Origin of the sequence: Xanthomonas sp. NCPPB 1325 (assembly GCF_041477645.2) — a bacterium.
In the GTDB taxonomy this organism is placed as follows: domain Bacteria; phylum Pseudomonadota; class Gammaproteobacteria; order Xanthomonadales; family Xanthomonadaceae; genus Xanthomonas; species Xanthomonas cannabis.
The window spans coordinates 251,813-265,994 of the sequence record NZ_CM192985.1 but is presented as its reverse complement, the minus strand read 5'-3'; the positions used below and the strand labels follow the sequence as shown (position 1 = coordinate 265,994).

Genomic DNA, 14,182 nt, shown 5'->3' with positions numbered 1-14,182 from the left:
ATGACATGCTGGGCCATATCAGGCGGCAGCACCGATGCATGCAATTGCAGAAGTCATGGATGTCATGACATTGCCCGCGGACCTGTCCGATAAGGTGGCAGTTGATGACCGTCAGCGGAGAGCAATTGCAGGAATGCCGGATGCAGGAACAGCTTTTCCTTGCCCAAGCGCTGTTCCTCGAGCACACCAATCGCCACCAGCTCCTTTAGATGACGCGCGGCGGTCTGGCGCGTGACCCCCACCACGTCCACGACATTTTGAATGCGGCAATACGGCTGATTGAAGATCACATCGGCAAGCTCGCGGCTGTACGCCTTGGGTGCGAGGCTGCGGACATGATCGCGCGCCTGCGCCTCCAGGCCGCGGATCGCCTGGATCTTTGCGGTTGTCCACGCAGCAGTCTCTGCAACGGCAGCAAGCATGTAGTGGATCCATTCGGCCCAGTGCCCATGCCGGGTCACGTCCAGCAGCAGGCGGTAATAATCGCTGCGATGGCGAATGATGTAGCGCGACAAGTACAGCACCGGCACATCGAGCAATCCCTGTTCGATCAACATCAGCAGATTCAGCACCCGCCCGGTGCGACCGTTGCCATCGGTAAACGGGTGGATCGCTTCGAACTGGTAATGCGCAACCGCCATCCGAATCAACGGATCGACATCGGTGTGTTCGTGGATGAAACGCTCCCAGTTCGCGAGTTTGTCTCGCAGCAGCGTTTCGCCCACCGGCGGGGTGTAGATGATCTGCTGAATCTGGTCGTTGGCCAACGCGGTACCCGGCACCCGACGGATCTGCATCTGCGCCGCTTTGATGCGGCTGCACACCACGACGGCAGTATCGGTACACAGCGGCCGCTGCTGGAGCGATTGAAATCCCTCGTACAACGCACTGCGGTAACGCAGCGCTTCTTTGGTCGCGGGATTCTGGGCACGCTCCTGGTCGTCTGCGTAACGAAATAAATCGTCAGTGGTCGTGACGATGTTTTCGATCTCCGAGCTGGCCTGCGCCTCCAGGATCGGAATCGTATTGATCAGCACGGCCGGGTTGGGCAATAGCGCGGTGGCCTGTTTCAACTCGGCCAGGGCGGTGCGGGCAACGATGCACGCCTTGAGCAGGCTCCGTGTTTCGATATCTCCCGCCGGCGGCAGCGGCGCAAGCGCGTTGTGCGGCTTGGTCGGGTCGAAGGCGGGCGTGTCGTCCATGTCACGGGCTCATGTCGCGAGAACGAACATGATGCAGGGACGCGTTCTAAAAATCCATTTTTTTTAACGCGTCCCCGCCCGGGTAGTCACCAGACCACTTCCGCCATCGAGCAGTTCAGCCCCGAGCCAATGCCCATCAGCGCGATGCGGTCGCCCTTCTTGAGGCGGCCGAGCTCCTTGAGCTTGCTCAGCACGATCGGCACCGAGGCCGGACCGATGTTGCCGTGCTCGCCGAAGATGGTCATGACCTTGGCCGGATCGATACCAAACGACTTCACGAATGAAGCGGTGTGCGGGCGGCTGACCTGGTGGATGACGAACTGGTCCACTTCGTCCACCGCCCAACCCAGCACCTGCTTGGCAGCCACGAAGGTCTTCTGCGCCAGCTTGATGCCTTCGATCAGCAGCAGGCGGGTATCGGTGACCATCCGGTCCAGGTTGCCCCGGCACAGCTTGTTCCATTCTGTGGCCGAGCGGGTCACGCCGCCCTTGTAGCGCGGGGCGTCCGGTACCAGCTCGCTGCGCGCCATCACCATGGCAGCGGCACCGCAGCCCAGGGTCAGGGCGGCCAGTTCGTTGCGGAACTCCTCTTCGGTGACATCCGGCGAGGTCATCCGCTCCAGGGTCTTTTCATAGACCAGGTTGGCGGTTTCGCCATCGACGACCAGCGCGTAGTCGATCTCGCCGCGCTCGAGCATGCGCGCGGCGATGTCCATGCCGTTGATGAAGGCAAGACAGGCATTGGCCACGTCGAAGGTGACGCAGTGGTCGCCCACGCCCAGGTTGCCGGACACGATGGAGGCGGTGGACGGCTCCAGGTAGTCGCGGCTCACCGAGGTGTTGACCAGCAGGCCGATCTTCTCGATGCCGATGCCGGCATCGACCAGCGCCTTGCGCGCGGCCTGGGTGGCGGCGTCGGAGGCCTGCACATCCTGGTCCCACAAGCGCCGTGCATGGATACCGGCAACGTCGCCCAACACGTCGGTCTTGATCCCGAGGCGGTCGTAGGTCGGTTGCAGGCGCTCGTTGATTTCCTTGGAAGTCAGCGTATGCGGCGCATCAATATGCGCCAGTCCCGCGATGGAGACATTCTGGAAGAGCATCGAAGTAGCGCCATGGCGTCAGGCGAGGGGGCGTTAGTCTAGCTGCTGGCTGGTTTTACCGCATCTTTACATTTGAATGGACTGCGCCCCAGCCCAACGGTTCAGCGCGGCGGGCAGCGGAAGGCGCTGAAACGCTGGCTTCCCTCGGCCGGCTGGCCTTGCGCCTGCACCGCGTTGGCGTTGGCGCCCGGTGCCTCGTTGCGCGCCAGGGTTTCCAGTTCCTCCTGCACCCGCAACGGGTTGCGGTTGTAGAAGCCGACCTTGCTCTTGACCGTCACCACCACCTCGCCCTGCTGCTGACAGCCAGCGGGCACAGGGCCTGCGGACAGGACCTGCACGCTCTTGCCGCTTTGTTCAATCGGTACCCAGGTGCACGCCGCCGTAGTGGTGGCAACCAGAACAGACAGCATCAGCACGCGCATACGTCATCACACCTGTGGGCAAAGCCGGATTGTGCCGCAGTTGGCCGGCGGCTTCGTGCGTGCTGCGCGCCCAGCACACGACCCCATTCAGCGCACCCGACCGTGGCGAGACGACCGCGTTCCCGCAGACGCAGCGCCGTCCGCTGCCCACCGTTGCGTCCGGGTGTCCGGACACGGACACCTGAGACTGCAAAAAACACCATGAAAAACAATGACTCCCGGGTGGCATGCGGCTTGCTCAGCTACATACACGCCCAGATGCCGAATCTTGAAGCTGACTTTTAACTGAACAATTAGCCAGACGACAAAAAACTTCTTGCGCGTACTGAAACGGTGTACTACCTTACTACCACACCACTGATTAACCACACCAAGAGACCTCGCCATGAAGACCCAGACCCTGCGCATCGCCCTCTCCGCCGCCCTGTTTGCCGGCGCCAGCCTGGCCGGTGTCGCCCAGGCGGCCAAGCTGACCACCCTGGACACCGTCCAGGTCCGCCCGGCCGCCGACCAGATTGCCCAGCAGGCCCTGGAACGCAGCAGCGACATCCGCACCCTGGCCGCCGTGCAGGTGCGCCCCTCCGCCGAACAGGTGGCTGAATTGGCCGCCGAACAGGCTGGCCCGCGCATCGTCACCCTGGCTGCGGTGCAGGTGCGTCCTTCGGCCGACCAGCGCGCCGAACTTGTGGTCCGCAGCGCCACCGCCGCCACCCAGACCGGCGTTGGCCAGGCGGCTGCGGCCGTCGGTGCGTTGATGGGCCAGGTCATCGTCAACCTGCCGGTGCCGCAGCTGCAGCCCTCGCCCGCCGAACTGGAAGCGCTGGTCAGCGCCACCGTCGGCCTTTGAGCACGCGCGCAGCTACACTTGCGCGCATGCCAGCACCCGTCCTCGATGTCATCCTGTTTCAACCGGAAATTCCGCCCAACACGGGCAATGTGATTCGCTTGTGCGCCAACACCGGCGCGCGCCTGCACCTGATCGAGCCGCTGGGCTTCGACCTCAGCGACAAGCAGCTCAAGCGCGCCGGCCTGGACTATCACGAATACGCACCGTTGCAGGTGCATGCCGATCTGCCGGCTGCTTTGGCGGCCATCGGTCCCAAGCGTGTCTTCGCGCTGAGTACCCGTAGCACGGTGCGCTATGACACTCCGCAGTTCGCCGATGGCGATGCTTTTCTGTTCGGCCCGGAAACGCGCGGCCTGCCGGCCGAGGTGCTGGAGTCGATCCCGCCGCAGCACCGGCTACGCCTGCCGATGCGCCCGGACAACCGCAGCCTCAATCTGTCCAACACCGTTGCAGTGATGGTGTTCGAAGCCTGGCGGCAGTGGAATTTCGCTGGCGGCCAGTAGCCGCAGATTGCGCGCAACCATTCGCGCCGACGCACCCGCGGCCCATGCGCCGGGCCACGTGCACGGTGGGATCTCCAGTGACGCGCATGGATCTACAACGAAGACTCGCCAACCGTGCTGGCTGCCCGGTCGACGGAGAGAGGCACCCATCGACCGGCCCTGGCGGGAACGATGAGGCATGCCACGTCATCTGCACGCCCGTGGCGCGTCCTAAGACGACAAGACGCGGTTCCGGTCAGACCACACCTGGCCATCCTCGCCAGTGCAGTGCAGTGCAGTAACGAAAGCGCAAGCTGCAATGGCTGTCGGTCAATCGGCGCGTCCTTGCGCGCACCCTGCGCCGATCACAACACTGTCTGCGCCTGTACCGACGTCGCCGCCTGCAACATGCCGCGGCAACCGGCCCACAACGCCACGGCCAGCAACGCGATCGCGCCCAATGCCAGAAACGCGATGCGGTAGCCGAAGGCATGCGCCAGCCAACCACCGAACGCCGGGCTCAGTGCCGCGCCCACGCCCTGCACCGTCATCACCGCACCCTGGCCGACATTCACGCGACCGGTGCCTTGCAACAACCGCGCCACCAGCGCCGGCACCACCACGCTTTGCAGGCCGGCGCCCAGCCCATCGAGGATCTGCACCGGGAACACGCCCCAGCCATGGATCACCGAGGCCGCCACCAGCGCGCGCAATGGCAACGCCATGAAGGCCACCAGCAGCACCCACCAGTGTCCATGTACCCGAATCCAGCGCATCGCCAACAGTGCAACGACAATCATCGTGGCCTGAGCCACCACGATGGTGGTGGCGGTCAGCGCACTCGGGTCGCCGGCATGCGCCGCCACGATCGCCATGCCGTACAACGGCAGCATCGCCGCATTGCCCAGATGGAACAGCCCCAGCGTGACCGCCAGCAGCGCCAGCGGGCGGCAGGTCAGCAACACGCGCCAGCCACTGAGCGCATCGCCGCCATCGCTTGATGCCAGACCGCGTGCTGCGCGGTGGTCGATCGCCGCGGCTGGAATCGCCAGCACCGCTACCAACGCCAGAACGCCGAAGACCGCAGTCAGCACGAACACCGCAGCAAAACCGTAGCGCCAGCCCAACCAGCCGGCCAATACCGCCGCCAGCATGTTGCCGGCGTGGTTGGCCACCTGGTTGCGCGCCAGCTGATGGTCGAAGCCGCGCGCATGTACCAGGCCCAGCGTGATGCCGGTCAGCGCCGGGCCGATGCCGGCCGCCGCCAAGGCCGAGGCGATCTGCGCGGCAGCCACGCCCGTCGAGGTCGGGCGCAGCCAGATGAGCGCGGTGGCAAGCAGGATCGCCAGACAGCCGATGACCACCACGGCGCGCTTGCGCCGGGTCGCATCCACCAGCGCGCCGGCCGGCGTGGTGGCGAGCATGCCGGCCATGCCGCCCATGCTCATCACCGTGCCGATCGCCGCCACCGACCAGCCCTTGGATTGCAGGAACACGCTGAGGAAGGGTCCCAGCCCATCCTGCACATCGGCCACGCTGAAGTGCAGTGCTTCCAGCGCGCGTGTGCCGCGCGGCCTGGCCCTGGTCATCGGCATGGCAGTGCTCCGCTGCCGGATGCACTGCCAGCGCATGCACAGACACGCAGGGCACACCGCAGGACACGCATCTCAACCGCACGCGGTGGCTGCATGTCCGGCTCCTAGTGTTTGGGCTTGGGCTTGGGTTTGTGCGCAGGGCCGTGCGGATGCGCGATCTGCTTCAGCGTCGCCGCCTTGCCACCCAGGGCATGGGCATGGATCAGCACACCATGCGGCGTGGCCTTGGTTTCGCCTTCGGCCACTAGCGGCTTGCCGACCACCAGCTGTCTGGCGAAGTCGCCACCGGCATGCGGTGGAAACCGCACCGTGACCGCATCGTCCAGCAGCACGCCGTGCACCTGCCCGTGCGGGCCGTGCAGCAGCCGGGTGATGGTGCCCGTGTGCCGGCTGACCTCCGGCTTGGGCGGCTTGCCGGGCGGCTTGGGCTTGGGTTTGGCATGCGGCCCATGCGGGCCTTCGTCGAGGATGCGTTTGCCGCCATCCGGATCGATCGCCAGCGCCACCAGCATGTCCACGTCGCGCGGCTTGAGGCCACGCACGGTGAGCGTGCTGCCCGGCTTGAGCGCCTTCAGCAACGCGGCCGACAAATGCGGCGGCGTGTGCACCTCGGTGCCGTCGGTGAGCAGCAGGCCGTCGATATCGGCCTTGGGATTGAGCAGGAAACGCGCCAGGGTGCCGTGGGTGGCGGGCAGGAAATCAGGGTCGACCCAATGCATGGAATACTCCGAAGAAGAAACCGGCGACGCCGGTCAAGCCGTTGGCCACGCGCTCGGCGCGGCCAACGGAGGGAACAACGCACACGAAACGTGCAGTCCGGCTCAACGGCCGGCCGGCGGAACCGGAGCGCCCGGCGGCGGTGGCGGCAGCGGGCCATCCGGACGCGGCGCGCTGAACAGCGCACGCAGCGAGGCGCGGTCGCGCCCCACCTGGGTGGCCTCGATCGCACGACCGTCCGGAGTGGCCACGCCAAATCCGTTGGCGCTCAGTGGTGCGCCCACGCGCAGCAGGTCGCTGAACTGCAGCGCCAGATGCGGCGGCATCCGCACTACCGTGCCATCGCTGACCAGCGCCCCATGGACCTCGCCGGCCGGCCCATACACCAGGCGCTGGATCGTGCCGTCGGACTGCAGCGGGGTGAGCTGGCCCGGGGTCGGCGGCGGCGGTGGCGGCGCCCCGAAGGCGGGTGGGCGGTCGACCACCTCGCGGCCGCTCCGGCCGGAGCGGATCGAGCTGACCCGCAGCACGGGCAGATTTCCCAGGCGGAAGCCCTGCACGACCACGTTGTCGCCGCTACGCACAGCCGCTTTCACCTCGGTGGACAGATGCGGTGGAAACCCGACCTGGGTACCGTCGCGCAGCCACAGTCCGTCGACTTCGCCATTGGGATTGAGCAGAAAGCGCTCCACGCTCCCGCTCACACGCACCGGCGTGGCGGCGACGGGGGTCGGCGGGGCCGGCGGGCTGCCGACCGGGCCATTGGGGGCCGGCGGCGGTGGCGGGGCGGCAACCTGGGCGGCGGCGGCGCCGATGGTGCAGGCCAGGGCAATTGCAAGAACGGTCTGACGCATCATGGGGATGTCTCCAGCGCGGCGGAAAGGAGCCGCGTGCCGACAAGCAAAGCAGCAATCATGCCAACCTTTAAATCCTTGTTTTACAGGGCTTGTTCAATCAGATCGCGCGGAGGAGACGTCTGCGTTTCATCCACCCTGTCCGCTTCGGGGACACCTGCCGGCTGTCTGCGACCACTCCGCGCGCGCGTCACAGGCCGTATTCCTCCAGCTTGCGATAGAGCAGTTGCCGGTGGATTCCGAGCCGCCGCGCGGCCTCGGCACGGTTGCCCCGGCTCTGCGCCAGGGCGGACTGGATCATCTGTTTCTCCAGCCGTGCGACGGCCTCCGGCAGGGTTCCGGTCGGCTCCGGCACGATGGCGGGCGGCGGCTCGCTGATCTCGGCTAGTGCCTCGTCCAGATCGGCCGCATCGATGCTGGCTCCGCGCACCAGCACCTGGCTGCGTTGCATGACGTTGCGCAATTCACGCACGTTGCCGGGCCAGCTGTGCGCGAGCAGGCGCTCCTGCGCGGCAGGCGACAGGCGCTGCGCGCGCGCTGCGCTGGTGCCGAGGAAGTGCCTGGCCAGCAGCAGGATGTCCTGGCCACGCTCGCGCAACGGCGGCAGTTCGATCGGCACCACGTTGAGCCGGTACCGCAGATCGCTGCGAAAGCGTCCATCGGCCACGCAGGCCGCCAGGTCGCGATGGGTGGCGGCCAGCACGCGCACATCCACGTTCTGCGGGCCGCTGCCACCCAACGGCGTCACCTCGCCTTCCTGCAGAAACCGCAGCAGCTTGGCCTGCATCGGCAGTGGCATGTCGCCGATCTCGTCCAGGAACAGCGTGCCGCCGTCGGCCTCGCGAATCAGCCCCAGACGGTCACTGCCGGCGCCGGAAAACGCACCCTTGCGATGGCCGAACAATTCGCTCTCCATCAGCTCCAGCGGAATGGCCGCGCAGTTGACCGCAACGAACGGCGCGTTGGCACGTGGGCTGGCGCGATGCAGGGCGCGTGCGGCCAGCTCCTTGCCGGTACCGGTTTCCCCGGTGATCAACACCGACAACTCGGACGCCGCCGCCAGCCCGATGCGCTTGTGCACCGTGCGCATCGCCGGGCTGTGTCCCACCAGCGCGTCGTCGTCCTCGTCTGGCGCGCGTGGCGTTTGCGTTGCTGCAGCCTGCGCATCGGCGCGACTGAGCAGCGCACGTTGCACCACCTCGACGATGTCGGCGCGGCCCACCGGCTTGACCAGATGATCGAAAGCGCCCAGCGTCATCGCCTCGATGGTATTGCCGCTGGACACATGGGCGGTGAGCATCACCAGCGGCACCTGACGCGACTGCGCATCGCCCTGGCGCGCACGCAGTACCGCGATGCCGTCCATGCCCGGCATGCGGAAATCCACGAACGCCATGTCGATCCCGCCTTCGCTCAGCCGGGCCAGCCCGTCCGGCCCGTTCTCGGCGGTGATCACGGTGTGCCCGAGCGAGCGCAAGGTGGCCTGCAGGGTCATGCGGAACGCGGCATCGTCGTCGATGATCAGGATGCGCGCCATGGCAGCTCCAGGATGAAATGGGTCTGCCCGTCGGCATGCGCGTAGCGCACCTGCCCGCCATGCGCGCGCGCGATCTCGCGCACCAGCGCTAGCCCCAGGCCATTGCCGTCGCTACGGCCACTGACGAATGGTTCGAACAAGTGCGCGGCGATCGGTTCGGCGATTGCAGCGCCGTGGTTGGAGACCTGCAGCTGCAGCGTGCCTTCCACCGCTGCCGCCTGCAGCGTGATCGCACTGCCCGGATCGGCGTGCTGCCCGGCATTGCGCAGCAGGTTGTGCACCGCGCGCCCCAGTTGCTGCGGGTCCAGGGTCCAGTGCAGCGGCGCAGCCGGCAGCAGCAAGCGGGGCGGCGGCGTGCCCGGCGGCAACGGACTCGGCTCCAGCAGCGTGGCCAGCCAGTCCTGCACCACCACCGTCTCCAGGTGCAGGCGGATCGGCTGCACCATGCCGAGCAGGCTCTCGACCACCCCGTCCAGGCGCCGGATCTGCGCCAGCATCATCTCGGCATGGGCCGCCGAGTCGGGGGTGGCCTCGCGCTGGGCGATTTCGTTCTCCACCGCCAGCCGCATGGTGGCGATGGGGTTGCGAATCTCGTGCGCCACCGTGGCGGTCATCCGGCCCAGCGCGGCCAGGCGTTCGTGCCGCGACAGTTCGTCGGCCAACCTGCGCGTCTGCACCAGCGCCTGCGCCGTACGTTGCGCATAGTCATTGACCGCCGCGCCCAGCCGATCCAGTTCCGGCGTACCGGTTGGCGGGATCTGCGGCGTCTCGGTGTCGGCGGCCAGCGCCTGCTCGATGCGCTGCAGGCGCTGGCGCCAGCGCCGCACCACCACGCCCAGCGCAATGACCGACACCGCCACCATCGCGAAGATCAACAGCATGCCGACGACCAGCGGCCGCCACGCATCGGCCTTGCTGGCCGGCACCCGCGTCATCGTCCATGCCGCACTGTGCGATGCCAACGGACAGGCGCTGATCAACAGGACCTCGCGGCTGCCGTCGCGGCGGTAGTGCACCGGCGTGTCCTCGCTCACGCTCTGCCGCGCGGTGTTGACGATGGTGGTCCATTCCGCAGCAGGAATGTCGGTCTTGTGATCGCTCCCGTCGTAGGTGGGGTACGCGTAGGCAACGAAACCCTTGTGCAGGTCCCACACGCCACCTTCCACACCTGGCGCATCGGCCAGCACCAAGTGCACCACCACCGCAGCCAGGCCAACGCCATCGTCGCCGGTACGCGCCGCCTCGCTCGCCCCGGCATAGCGCTGCACGATGCGCGCGCATTGCCCGCTCAATTGCTGCCGCGCTTCCTCCAGCCGCACTCCTTCGGTCTGCCGGTACAAGCCGTACAGCATCGTGGCCACGCCCAGACAGGCGGCCACGATCACCACCCAGATCAGCAACAGTTGCCGTAGCAGCGAACGGGGCATGGACGAAGCGGCCTGAAGAGGGCGGCCAGTGTGCGCGAGTGCAACTGAATTAACGCAGGTTGGTCTTGACCAGTTCGATCACCTCATCGCCACGCCCGCTCATCACCGCCTTGAGCAGGTACAGCCCCATGCCCTTGGCCTGTTCGAGCTTGATTGCCGGCGGCACCGCCAGTTCCTGGGTGGCGATGCGCACATCCACCAGCGCCGGACCAGAATGCGCAAAGGCCTGTCGCAATGCACGTTCCAACTGCGCCGATTCATCGACACGAATGCCGAGGATGCCCATTGCATTGCTCATCGCGGCAAAGTCCGGATTACGCAGCTCGGTGCCGGTATCCAGATACCCGGCCGCCTTCATCTCCATCGCCACAAATCCCAGCGATGCGTTGTTGAACACGACGATCTTCACCGGCAGATTCAACTGCGCCAGCGAAATGAAATCGCCCATCAACATCGCAAAGCCGCCATCGCCGGACAGTGAGATTACCTGGCGCCCCGGGAATGCCGCCTGTGCGCCCAGCGCCTGCGGCATCGCGTTGGCCATCGAGCCGTGGTTGAAGGAACCCAGCAGGCGCCGCTTGCCGTTCATGCGCAGATAACGTGCCGCCCACACCGTCGGCGTGCCGACATCGCAGGTAAACACCGCATCCTGATCGGCAATCTGGCTGATCAGCCGGGTTACGAACTGCGGGTGCAGCGGCTCGCCTGGGTCGGCCGGCACTGCCAGATCGTCCAGGCCTTCGCGCGCCTTGCGGTAGTGCGCAAGCGATTTTTCAAGGAACCCGCGCTCTTCGCGGCGCTGCAGCTGCGGCAGCAACGCGGCGATGGTTTCGCCGACATCCGCCGCAATGCCCAGCTGCAACGGCGTACGCCGCCCGAGCGCGCTCGGGTCGCGGTCCACCTGCACGATGGTGGCGTCCTTCGGATAGAACTGCCGGTACGGAAAGTCCGTGCCCAGCATGAGCAAGGTGTCGCAATTGAGCATTGCGTGGTAGCCGGAACTGAAGCCGATCAAGCCGGTCATGCCCACATCGAAGGGGTTGTCCCATTCCACGTATTCCTTGCCGCGCAGCGCGTGCACAATGGGCGCGCCCAGCGTATCGGCCAGTGCCACCACCGCATCGTGCGCGCCGGCACAGCCGCTGCCGCACAACAAGGTGACCGCCTTGCTCTGCTGCAGCAACTCGGCCAGCTGTTGCACGTCTTGCGCGGCGGGCAGCACGCGTGGCGCACGCAGCGCCGGCCATGCGCTGGACAGGTGCCTGTCCACTTCCAGCAAGGCGATATCGCCGGGAATCACCACCACGGCCACACCCTGCTGCAGGATGGCCGAGCGCATCGCCCGGTGCAGCACTTCCGGCAACTGCGCCGGATTGGTCACCAATTCCACGAAGTGGCTGCACTCGCGAAACAGCTCCTGCGGATGGGTTTCCTGAAAATAGTTCAGGCCGATCTCCGAGGACGGAATGTGCGCGGCGATCGCCAGCACCGGCTGGCGGCTGCGGTGACAATCGAACAGCCCGTTGATCAGGTGCAGATTGCCCGGCCCGCAGCTTCCCGCGCACACCGCCAGTTCGCCGGTGACCGCCGCTTCGGCGCCAGCGGCAAATGCGGCAACTTCTTCATGGCGCACGTGCATCCACTCGATGGTCTGCATCTCGCGCAGCGCGTCGGTCAGGCCGTTGAGGCTGTCGCCGGTCACACCCCAGATCCGCTCCACCCCCGCGCTCTGCAGTGTCTCGGCCAGAAACCGCGCCAACGTCTTCTTCTTCGCCACGATGCAGCTCCGCACTCATCCAGGAGCGTGCAATGCTCCCAGCGGCGATGTCAGTACAATGTGCTGACATGCGAAAGCAGCGGAAATTGCGGGGATTTTGCATTTCTGCACGGGGATCTCACATCGGTGCCGCACAAGCGTCATGCCGTCACGCTTTACGCGTGCGCTACGCGCATCGCTTGAGCGTCACAAGAAAGCGCAGCTGAATCTGGCGCGATGATTCATTCACTGGTCAGTCCAGAATTCATGTCGCGTTCCATCGAATAACGGAGAATTTACATCTCGGCAGCGAACGGCATCCGCCTCAGCGCCGGCCCAAACCATAAGTACAGGTATCGATCATGAAGAACTCACTGCTGGCCCTCGGCCTCCTCGCAGCCCTGCCGTTTGCGGCCTCCGCTGCTGAAAATCTCTCCTACAACTTCGTCGAAGGCGACTACGTGCGCACGCCGACCGAAGGTCGCGACGCCGACGGTTGGGGCCTGAAGGCGTCCTACGCCGTTGCTCCGAACTTCCACGTGTTCGGCGACTACAGCAAGCAGAACGCTGACGACAACGACAACGTGTTCGAAAGCTCCAACTCCGACTTCCAGCAGTGGGGCGTGGGCGTGGGCTACAACCACGAGATCGCCACCAGCACCGACTTCGTTGCGCGCGTTGCCTACCGCAAGCTGGACCTGGACACCCCGAACATCAGCTTCGACGGCTACAGCGTGGAAGCCGGTCTGCGTAACGCCTTTGGCGAGCACTTCGAAGTCTATGCCCTGGCTGGCTACGAAGACTTCTCCAAGAAGCGCGGCATCGACATCGGCGACAACTTCTACGGCCGCCTCGGCGCCCAGGTGAAGTTGAACCAGAACTGGGGCATCAACGGCGACATCCGTATGGATGGCGACGGCAACAAGGAATGGTCGGTCGGCCCGCGCTTCAGCTGGTAAGCCGCACGTTTGACTGCAGCGCGACTCTCTCCCGCGCTGCATCGGAAGCCCGGTCCCCCGACCGGGCTTCTTTCTTTTGTGCGATCGGTGAAGCCAGCAGCAGTTGGCGTCAGATGCCGCATTTGGCGTGGCGTTCGGGCAACGCACCACGTGCGTATCGTGATCGCAGCGCCATCGGCCAGGGTCGTTACAGCAAAAAGCCCGGCAGTGCCGGGCTTTTGCATTCTGCGCAGCGCACGCGGCGCGCTGGGTCACTCAGGTAAACAAGGTGTGCGGGTACTCGGGCTTGCGCTCGCGTGCCAGCAGGCCTTTCAAACCGGCCTCCGGCGTGATCTCGCCGTGCAGCACGGCGCGCACCGCATTGGAGATCGGCAGTTCGATACCGTGCTGCTCGGCTTGCCGCATCACCTCGTCGGCGGTCTGCACCGACTCGACCACCTGGCCGATCTCGCGGATTGCATCGGTCAAGCTCTGCCCACGCCCCAACGCCAATCCGAGCCGCCGGTTGCGCGATAGATCGCCGGTGCAGGTGAGCACCAGATCGCCCAGGCCAGCCAAGCCCATCAAGGTCTCCGGACGCGCGCCGATCGCCGCAGCCAACCGCAACATCTCGTTCAGGCCACGGGTGATCAGGCCGGCACGCGCATTGAGGCCGAGCTGCATGCCATCGGCTACACCGGTCGCCACGGCCAGCACGTTCTTCATTGCGCCGCCGAGCTCGGCGCCCACCATGTCATCGCCGGTATAGGCGCGGAAGGTGGGGCCATGCATGGCATCGGCCACGACCTGTGCAAACGCGGCATCGTCGCCGTGCACGGTGATGGCGGTCGGCAGGCCGAGCGTGACTTCCTTGGCGAAGGACGGCCCGGTCACCACGGCCAGCGGAACGGCCGGGCCGAGCAGATCGCGCGCCACCTCATGCAGAAACCGCCCGGACCCGGGCTCGAAGCCCTTGGTTGCCCACGCCACGCCGGCGTTGGCCGGACGCAGCGGTGCAATCAGCCGGATGGTTTCGGTGAAGGCATGCGAAGGCACCACCACCAGTATCCAGGCGGCATCGGCAATCGCTGCCTGCAGGTCGGTGGTGGCACGCAGGCTGTCGGGCAGTGGAATGCCCGGCAGGTAACGCGCGTTCTCGTGGGTGCGGTCGATGGTGTCCACCATCGCCGCATCGCGTCCCCACAGCACGGTCGGATGACCGTGCCTGGCGAGCAGCGCAGCCAACGCCGTGCCCCAGGAGCCGGCGCCGAGCACGGCGATTTTCCGGGTCGACTCGCTCAT

Annotated in this window: 13 protein-coding genes; 3 read left to right on the top strand and 10 right to left on the bottom strand. The window is 66.1% G+C overall.

Annotated features, from left to right (window positions below; genetic code table 11):
• Nucleotides 1-62 precede the first annotated feature (62 nt).
• The 3 genes from fic to ACCQ10_RS01125 form a co-directional block, all read right to left on the bottom strand.
• Nucleotides 63-1,202 (bottom strand): protein adenylyltransferase Fic, encoded by a 1,140-nt coding sequence (fic, locus tag ACCQ10_RS01135; protein WP_372361927.1) that lies wholly within the window; start codon nt 1,200-1,202, stop codon nt 63-65.
• A gap of 86 nt (nt 1,203-1,288) precedes the next feature.
• Nucleotides 1,289-2,305 (bottom strand): 3-oxoacyl-ACP synthase III, encoded by a 1,017-nt coding sequence (locus ACCQ10_RS01130; RefSeq protein ID WP_372361926.1) that lies wholly within the window; start codon nt 2,303-2,305, stop codon nt 1,289-1,291.
• A 101-nt stretch (nt 2,306-2,406) separates the two neighbouring features.
• Nucleotides 2,407-2,727 carry a DUF4156 domain-containing protein gene (locus ACCQ10_RS01125; RefSeq protein WP_372361925.1) on the bottom strand — a complete coding sequence of 107 codons (321 nt, stop codon included), beginning with the start codon at nt 2,725-2,727 and terminating at the stop codon, nt 2,407-2,409.
• A 385-nt stretch (nt 2,728-3,112) separates the two neighbouring features.
• On the opposite strand from ACCQ10_RS01125, the gene ACCQ10_RS01120 reads away from it, so the two are divergent.
• Both ACCQ10_RS01120 and ACCQ10_RS01115 read left to right on the top strand, forming a co-directional pair.
• Nucleotides 3,113-3,574: an XAC0231 family protein gene (locus ACCQ10_RS01120; RefSeq protein ID WP_372361924.1), complete on the top strand. Its 462-nt coding sequence runs from the start codon at nt 3,113-3,115 to the stop codon at nt 3,572-3,574.
• A gap of 26 nt (nt 3,575-3,600) precedes the next feature.
• Nucleotides 3,601-4,077, top strand: coding sequence for a tRNA (cytidine(34)-2'-O)-methyltransferase (locus tag ACCQ10_RS01115; RefSeq protein WP_039406870.1), 477 nt, complete (start codon nt 3,601-3,603; stop codon nt 4,075-4,077).
• 344 nt (nt 4,078-4,421) lie between these two features.
• Here the strand turns inward: ACCQ10_RS01115 and ACCQ10_RS01110 are convergent, their stop codons facing one another.
• From ACCQ10_RS01110 to poxB, 6 genes are all read right to left on the bottom strand, one after another.
• Nucleotides 4,422-5,651, bottom strand: a complete 1,230-nt coding sequence (locus ACCQ10_RS01110) for an MFS transporter (protein WP_372361923.1) — start codon at nt 5,649-5,651, stop codon at nt 4,422-4,424.
• Nucleotides 5,652-5,755: 104 nt separating this feature from the next.
• A complete protein-coding gene (locus ACCQ10_RS01105; protein WP_372361922.1) occupies nt 5,756-6,370 on the bottom strand; it encodes a hypothetical protein in 615 nt (204 codons plus the stop codon).
• Nucleotides 6,371-6,472: 102 nt separating this feature from the next.
• Entirely contained in the window at nt 6,473-7,225 is a 753-nt protein-coding gene (locus ACCQ10_RS01100) for a hypothetical protein (RefSeq protein ID WP_372361921.1), read from the bottom strand.
• 187 nt (nt 7,226-7,412) lie between these two features.
• Nucleotides 7,413-8,759, bottom strand: coding sequence for a sigma-54-dependent transcriptional regulator (locus ACCQ10_RS01095; RefSeq protein WP_372361920.1), 1,347 nt, complete (start codon nt 8,757-8,759; stop codon nt 7,413-7,415).
• Complete coding sequence (locus ACCQ10_RS01090; RefSeq protein WP_372361919.1) at nt 8,744-10,186, bottom strand: sensor histidine kinase; 1,443 nt, start codon at nt 10,184-10,186, stop codon at nt 8,744-8,746. The genes ACCQ10_RS01095 and ACCQ10_RS01090 overlap by 16 nt, the downstream gene beginning before the upstream one ends.
• Nucleotides 10,187-10,235: 49 nt before the next feature.
• The gene (poxB, locus tag ACCQ10_RS01085) at nt 10,236-11,945 is read right to left on the bottom strand and encodes a ubiquinone-dependent pyruvate dehydrogenase (RefSeq protein ID WP_372363025.1); all 1,710 of its coding nucleotides are present in this window, start codon (nt 11,943-11,945) and stop codon (nt 10,236-10,238) included.
• A 359-nt stretch (nt 11,946-12,304) separates the two neighbouring features.
• Between poxB and ACCQ10_RS01080 the strand changes: the two genes are divergently transcribed.
• A complete protein-coding gene (locus ACCQ10_RS01080) occupies nt 12,305-12,901 on the top strand; it encodes an OmpO family porin (RefSeq protein WP_039415115.1) in 597 nt (198 codons plus the stop codon).
• Nucleotides 12,902-13,156: 255 nt separating this feature from the next.
• Here ACCQ10_RS01080 and ACCQ10_RS01075 read toward each other — a convergent pair whose 3' ends face one another.
• A complete protein-coding gene (locus tag ACCQ10_RS01075) occupies nt 13,157-14,182 on the bottom strand; it encodes an NAD(P)H-dependent glycerol-3-phosphate dehydrogenase (RefSeq protein ID WP_372361918.1) in 1,026 nt (341 codons plus the stop codon).

Excerpts from the sequence above, each read along its gene's own strand:
- ACCQ10_RS01110 (WP_372361923.1), bottom strand. The coding sequence starts at position 5,651 with ATGCCGATGACCAGGGCCAGGCCGCGCGGCACACGCGCGCTGGAAGCA.
- ACCQ10_RS01080 (WP_039415115.1), top strand. The coding sequence starts at position 12,305 with ATGAAGAACTCACTGCTGGCCCTCGGCCTCCTCGCAGCCCTGCCGTTT.
- ACCQ10_RS01100 (WP_372361921.1), bottom strand. The coding sequence starts at position 7,225 with ATGATGCGTCAGACCGTTCTTGCAATTGCCCTGGCCTGCACCATCGGC.
- ACCQ10_RS01115 (WP_039406870.1), top strand. The coding sequence starts at position 3,601 with ATGCCAGCACCCGTCCTCGATGTCATCCTGTTTCAACCGGAAATTCCG.
- ACCQ10_RS01090 (WP_372361919.1), bottom strand. The coding sequence starts at position 10,186 with ATGCCCCGTTCGCTGCTACGGCAACTGTTGCTGATCTGGGTGGTGATC.
- ACCQ10_RS01075 (WP_372361918.1), bottom strand. The coding sequence starts at position 14,182 with ATGAGCGAGTCGACCCGGAAAATCGCCGTGCTCGGCGCCGGCTCCTGG.
- ACCQ10_RS01095 (WP_372361920.1), bottom strand. The coding sequence starts at position 8,759 with ATGGCGCGCATCCTGATCATCGACGACGATGCCGCGTTCCGCATGACC.
- ACCQ10_RS01120 (WP_372361924.1), top strand. The coding sequence starts at position 3,113 with ATGAAGACCCAGACCCTGCGCATCGCCCTCTCCGCCGCCCTGTTTGCC.
- ACCQ10_RS01125 (WP_372361925.1), bottom strand. The coding sequence starts at position 2,727 with ATGCGCGTGCTGATGCTGTCTGTTCTGGTTGCCACCACTACGGCGGCG.
- ACCQ10_RS01105 (WP_372361922.1), bottom strand. The coding sequence starts at position 6,370 with ATGCATTGGGTCGACCCTGATTTCCTGCCCGCCACCCACGGCACCCTG.
- fic (WP_372361927.1), bottom strand. The coding sequence starts at position 1,202 with ATGGACGACACGCCCGCCTTCGACCCGACCAAGCCGCACAACGCGCTT.
- ACCQ10_RS01130 (WP_372361926.1), bottom strand. The coding sequence starts at position 2,305 with ATGCTCTTCCAGAATGTCTCCATCGCGGGACTGGCGCATATTGATGCG.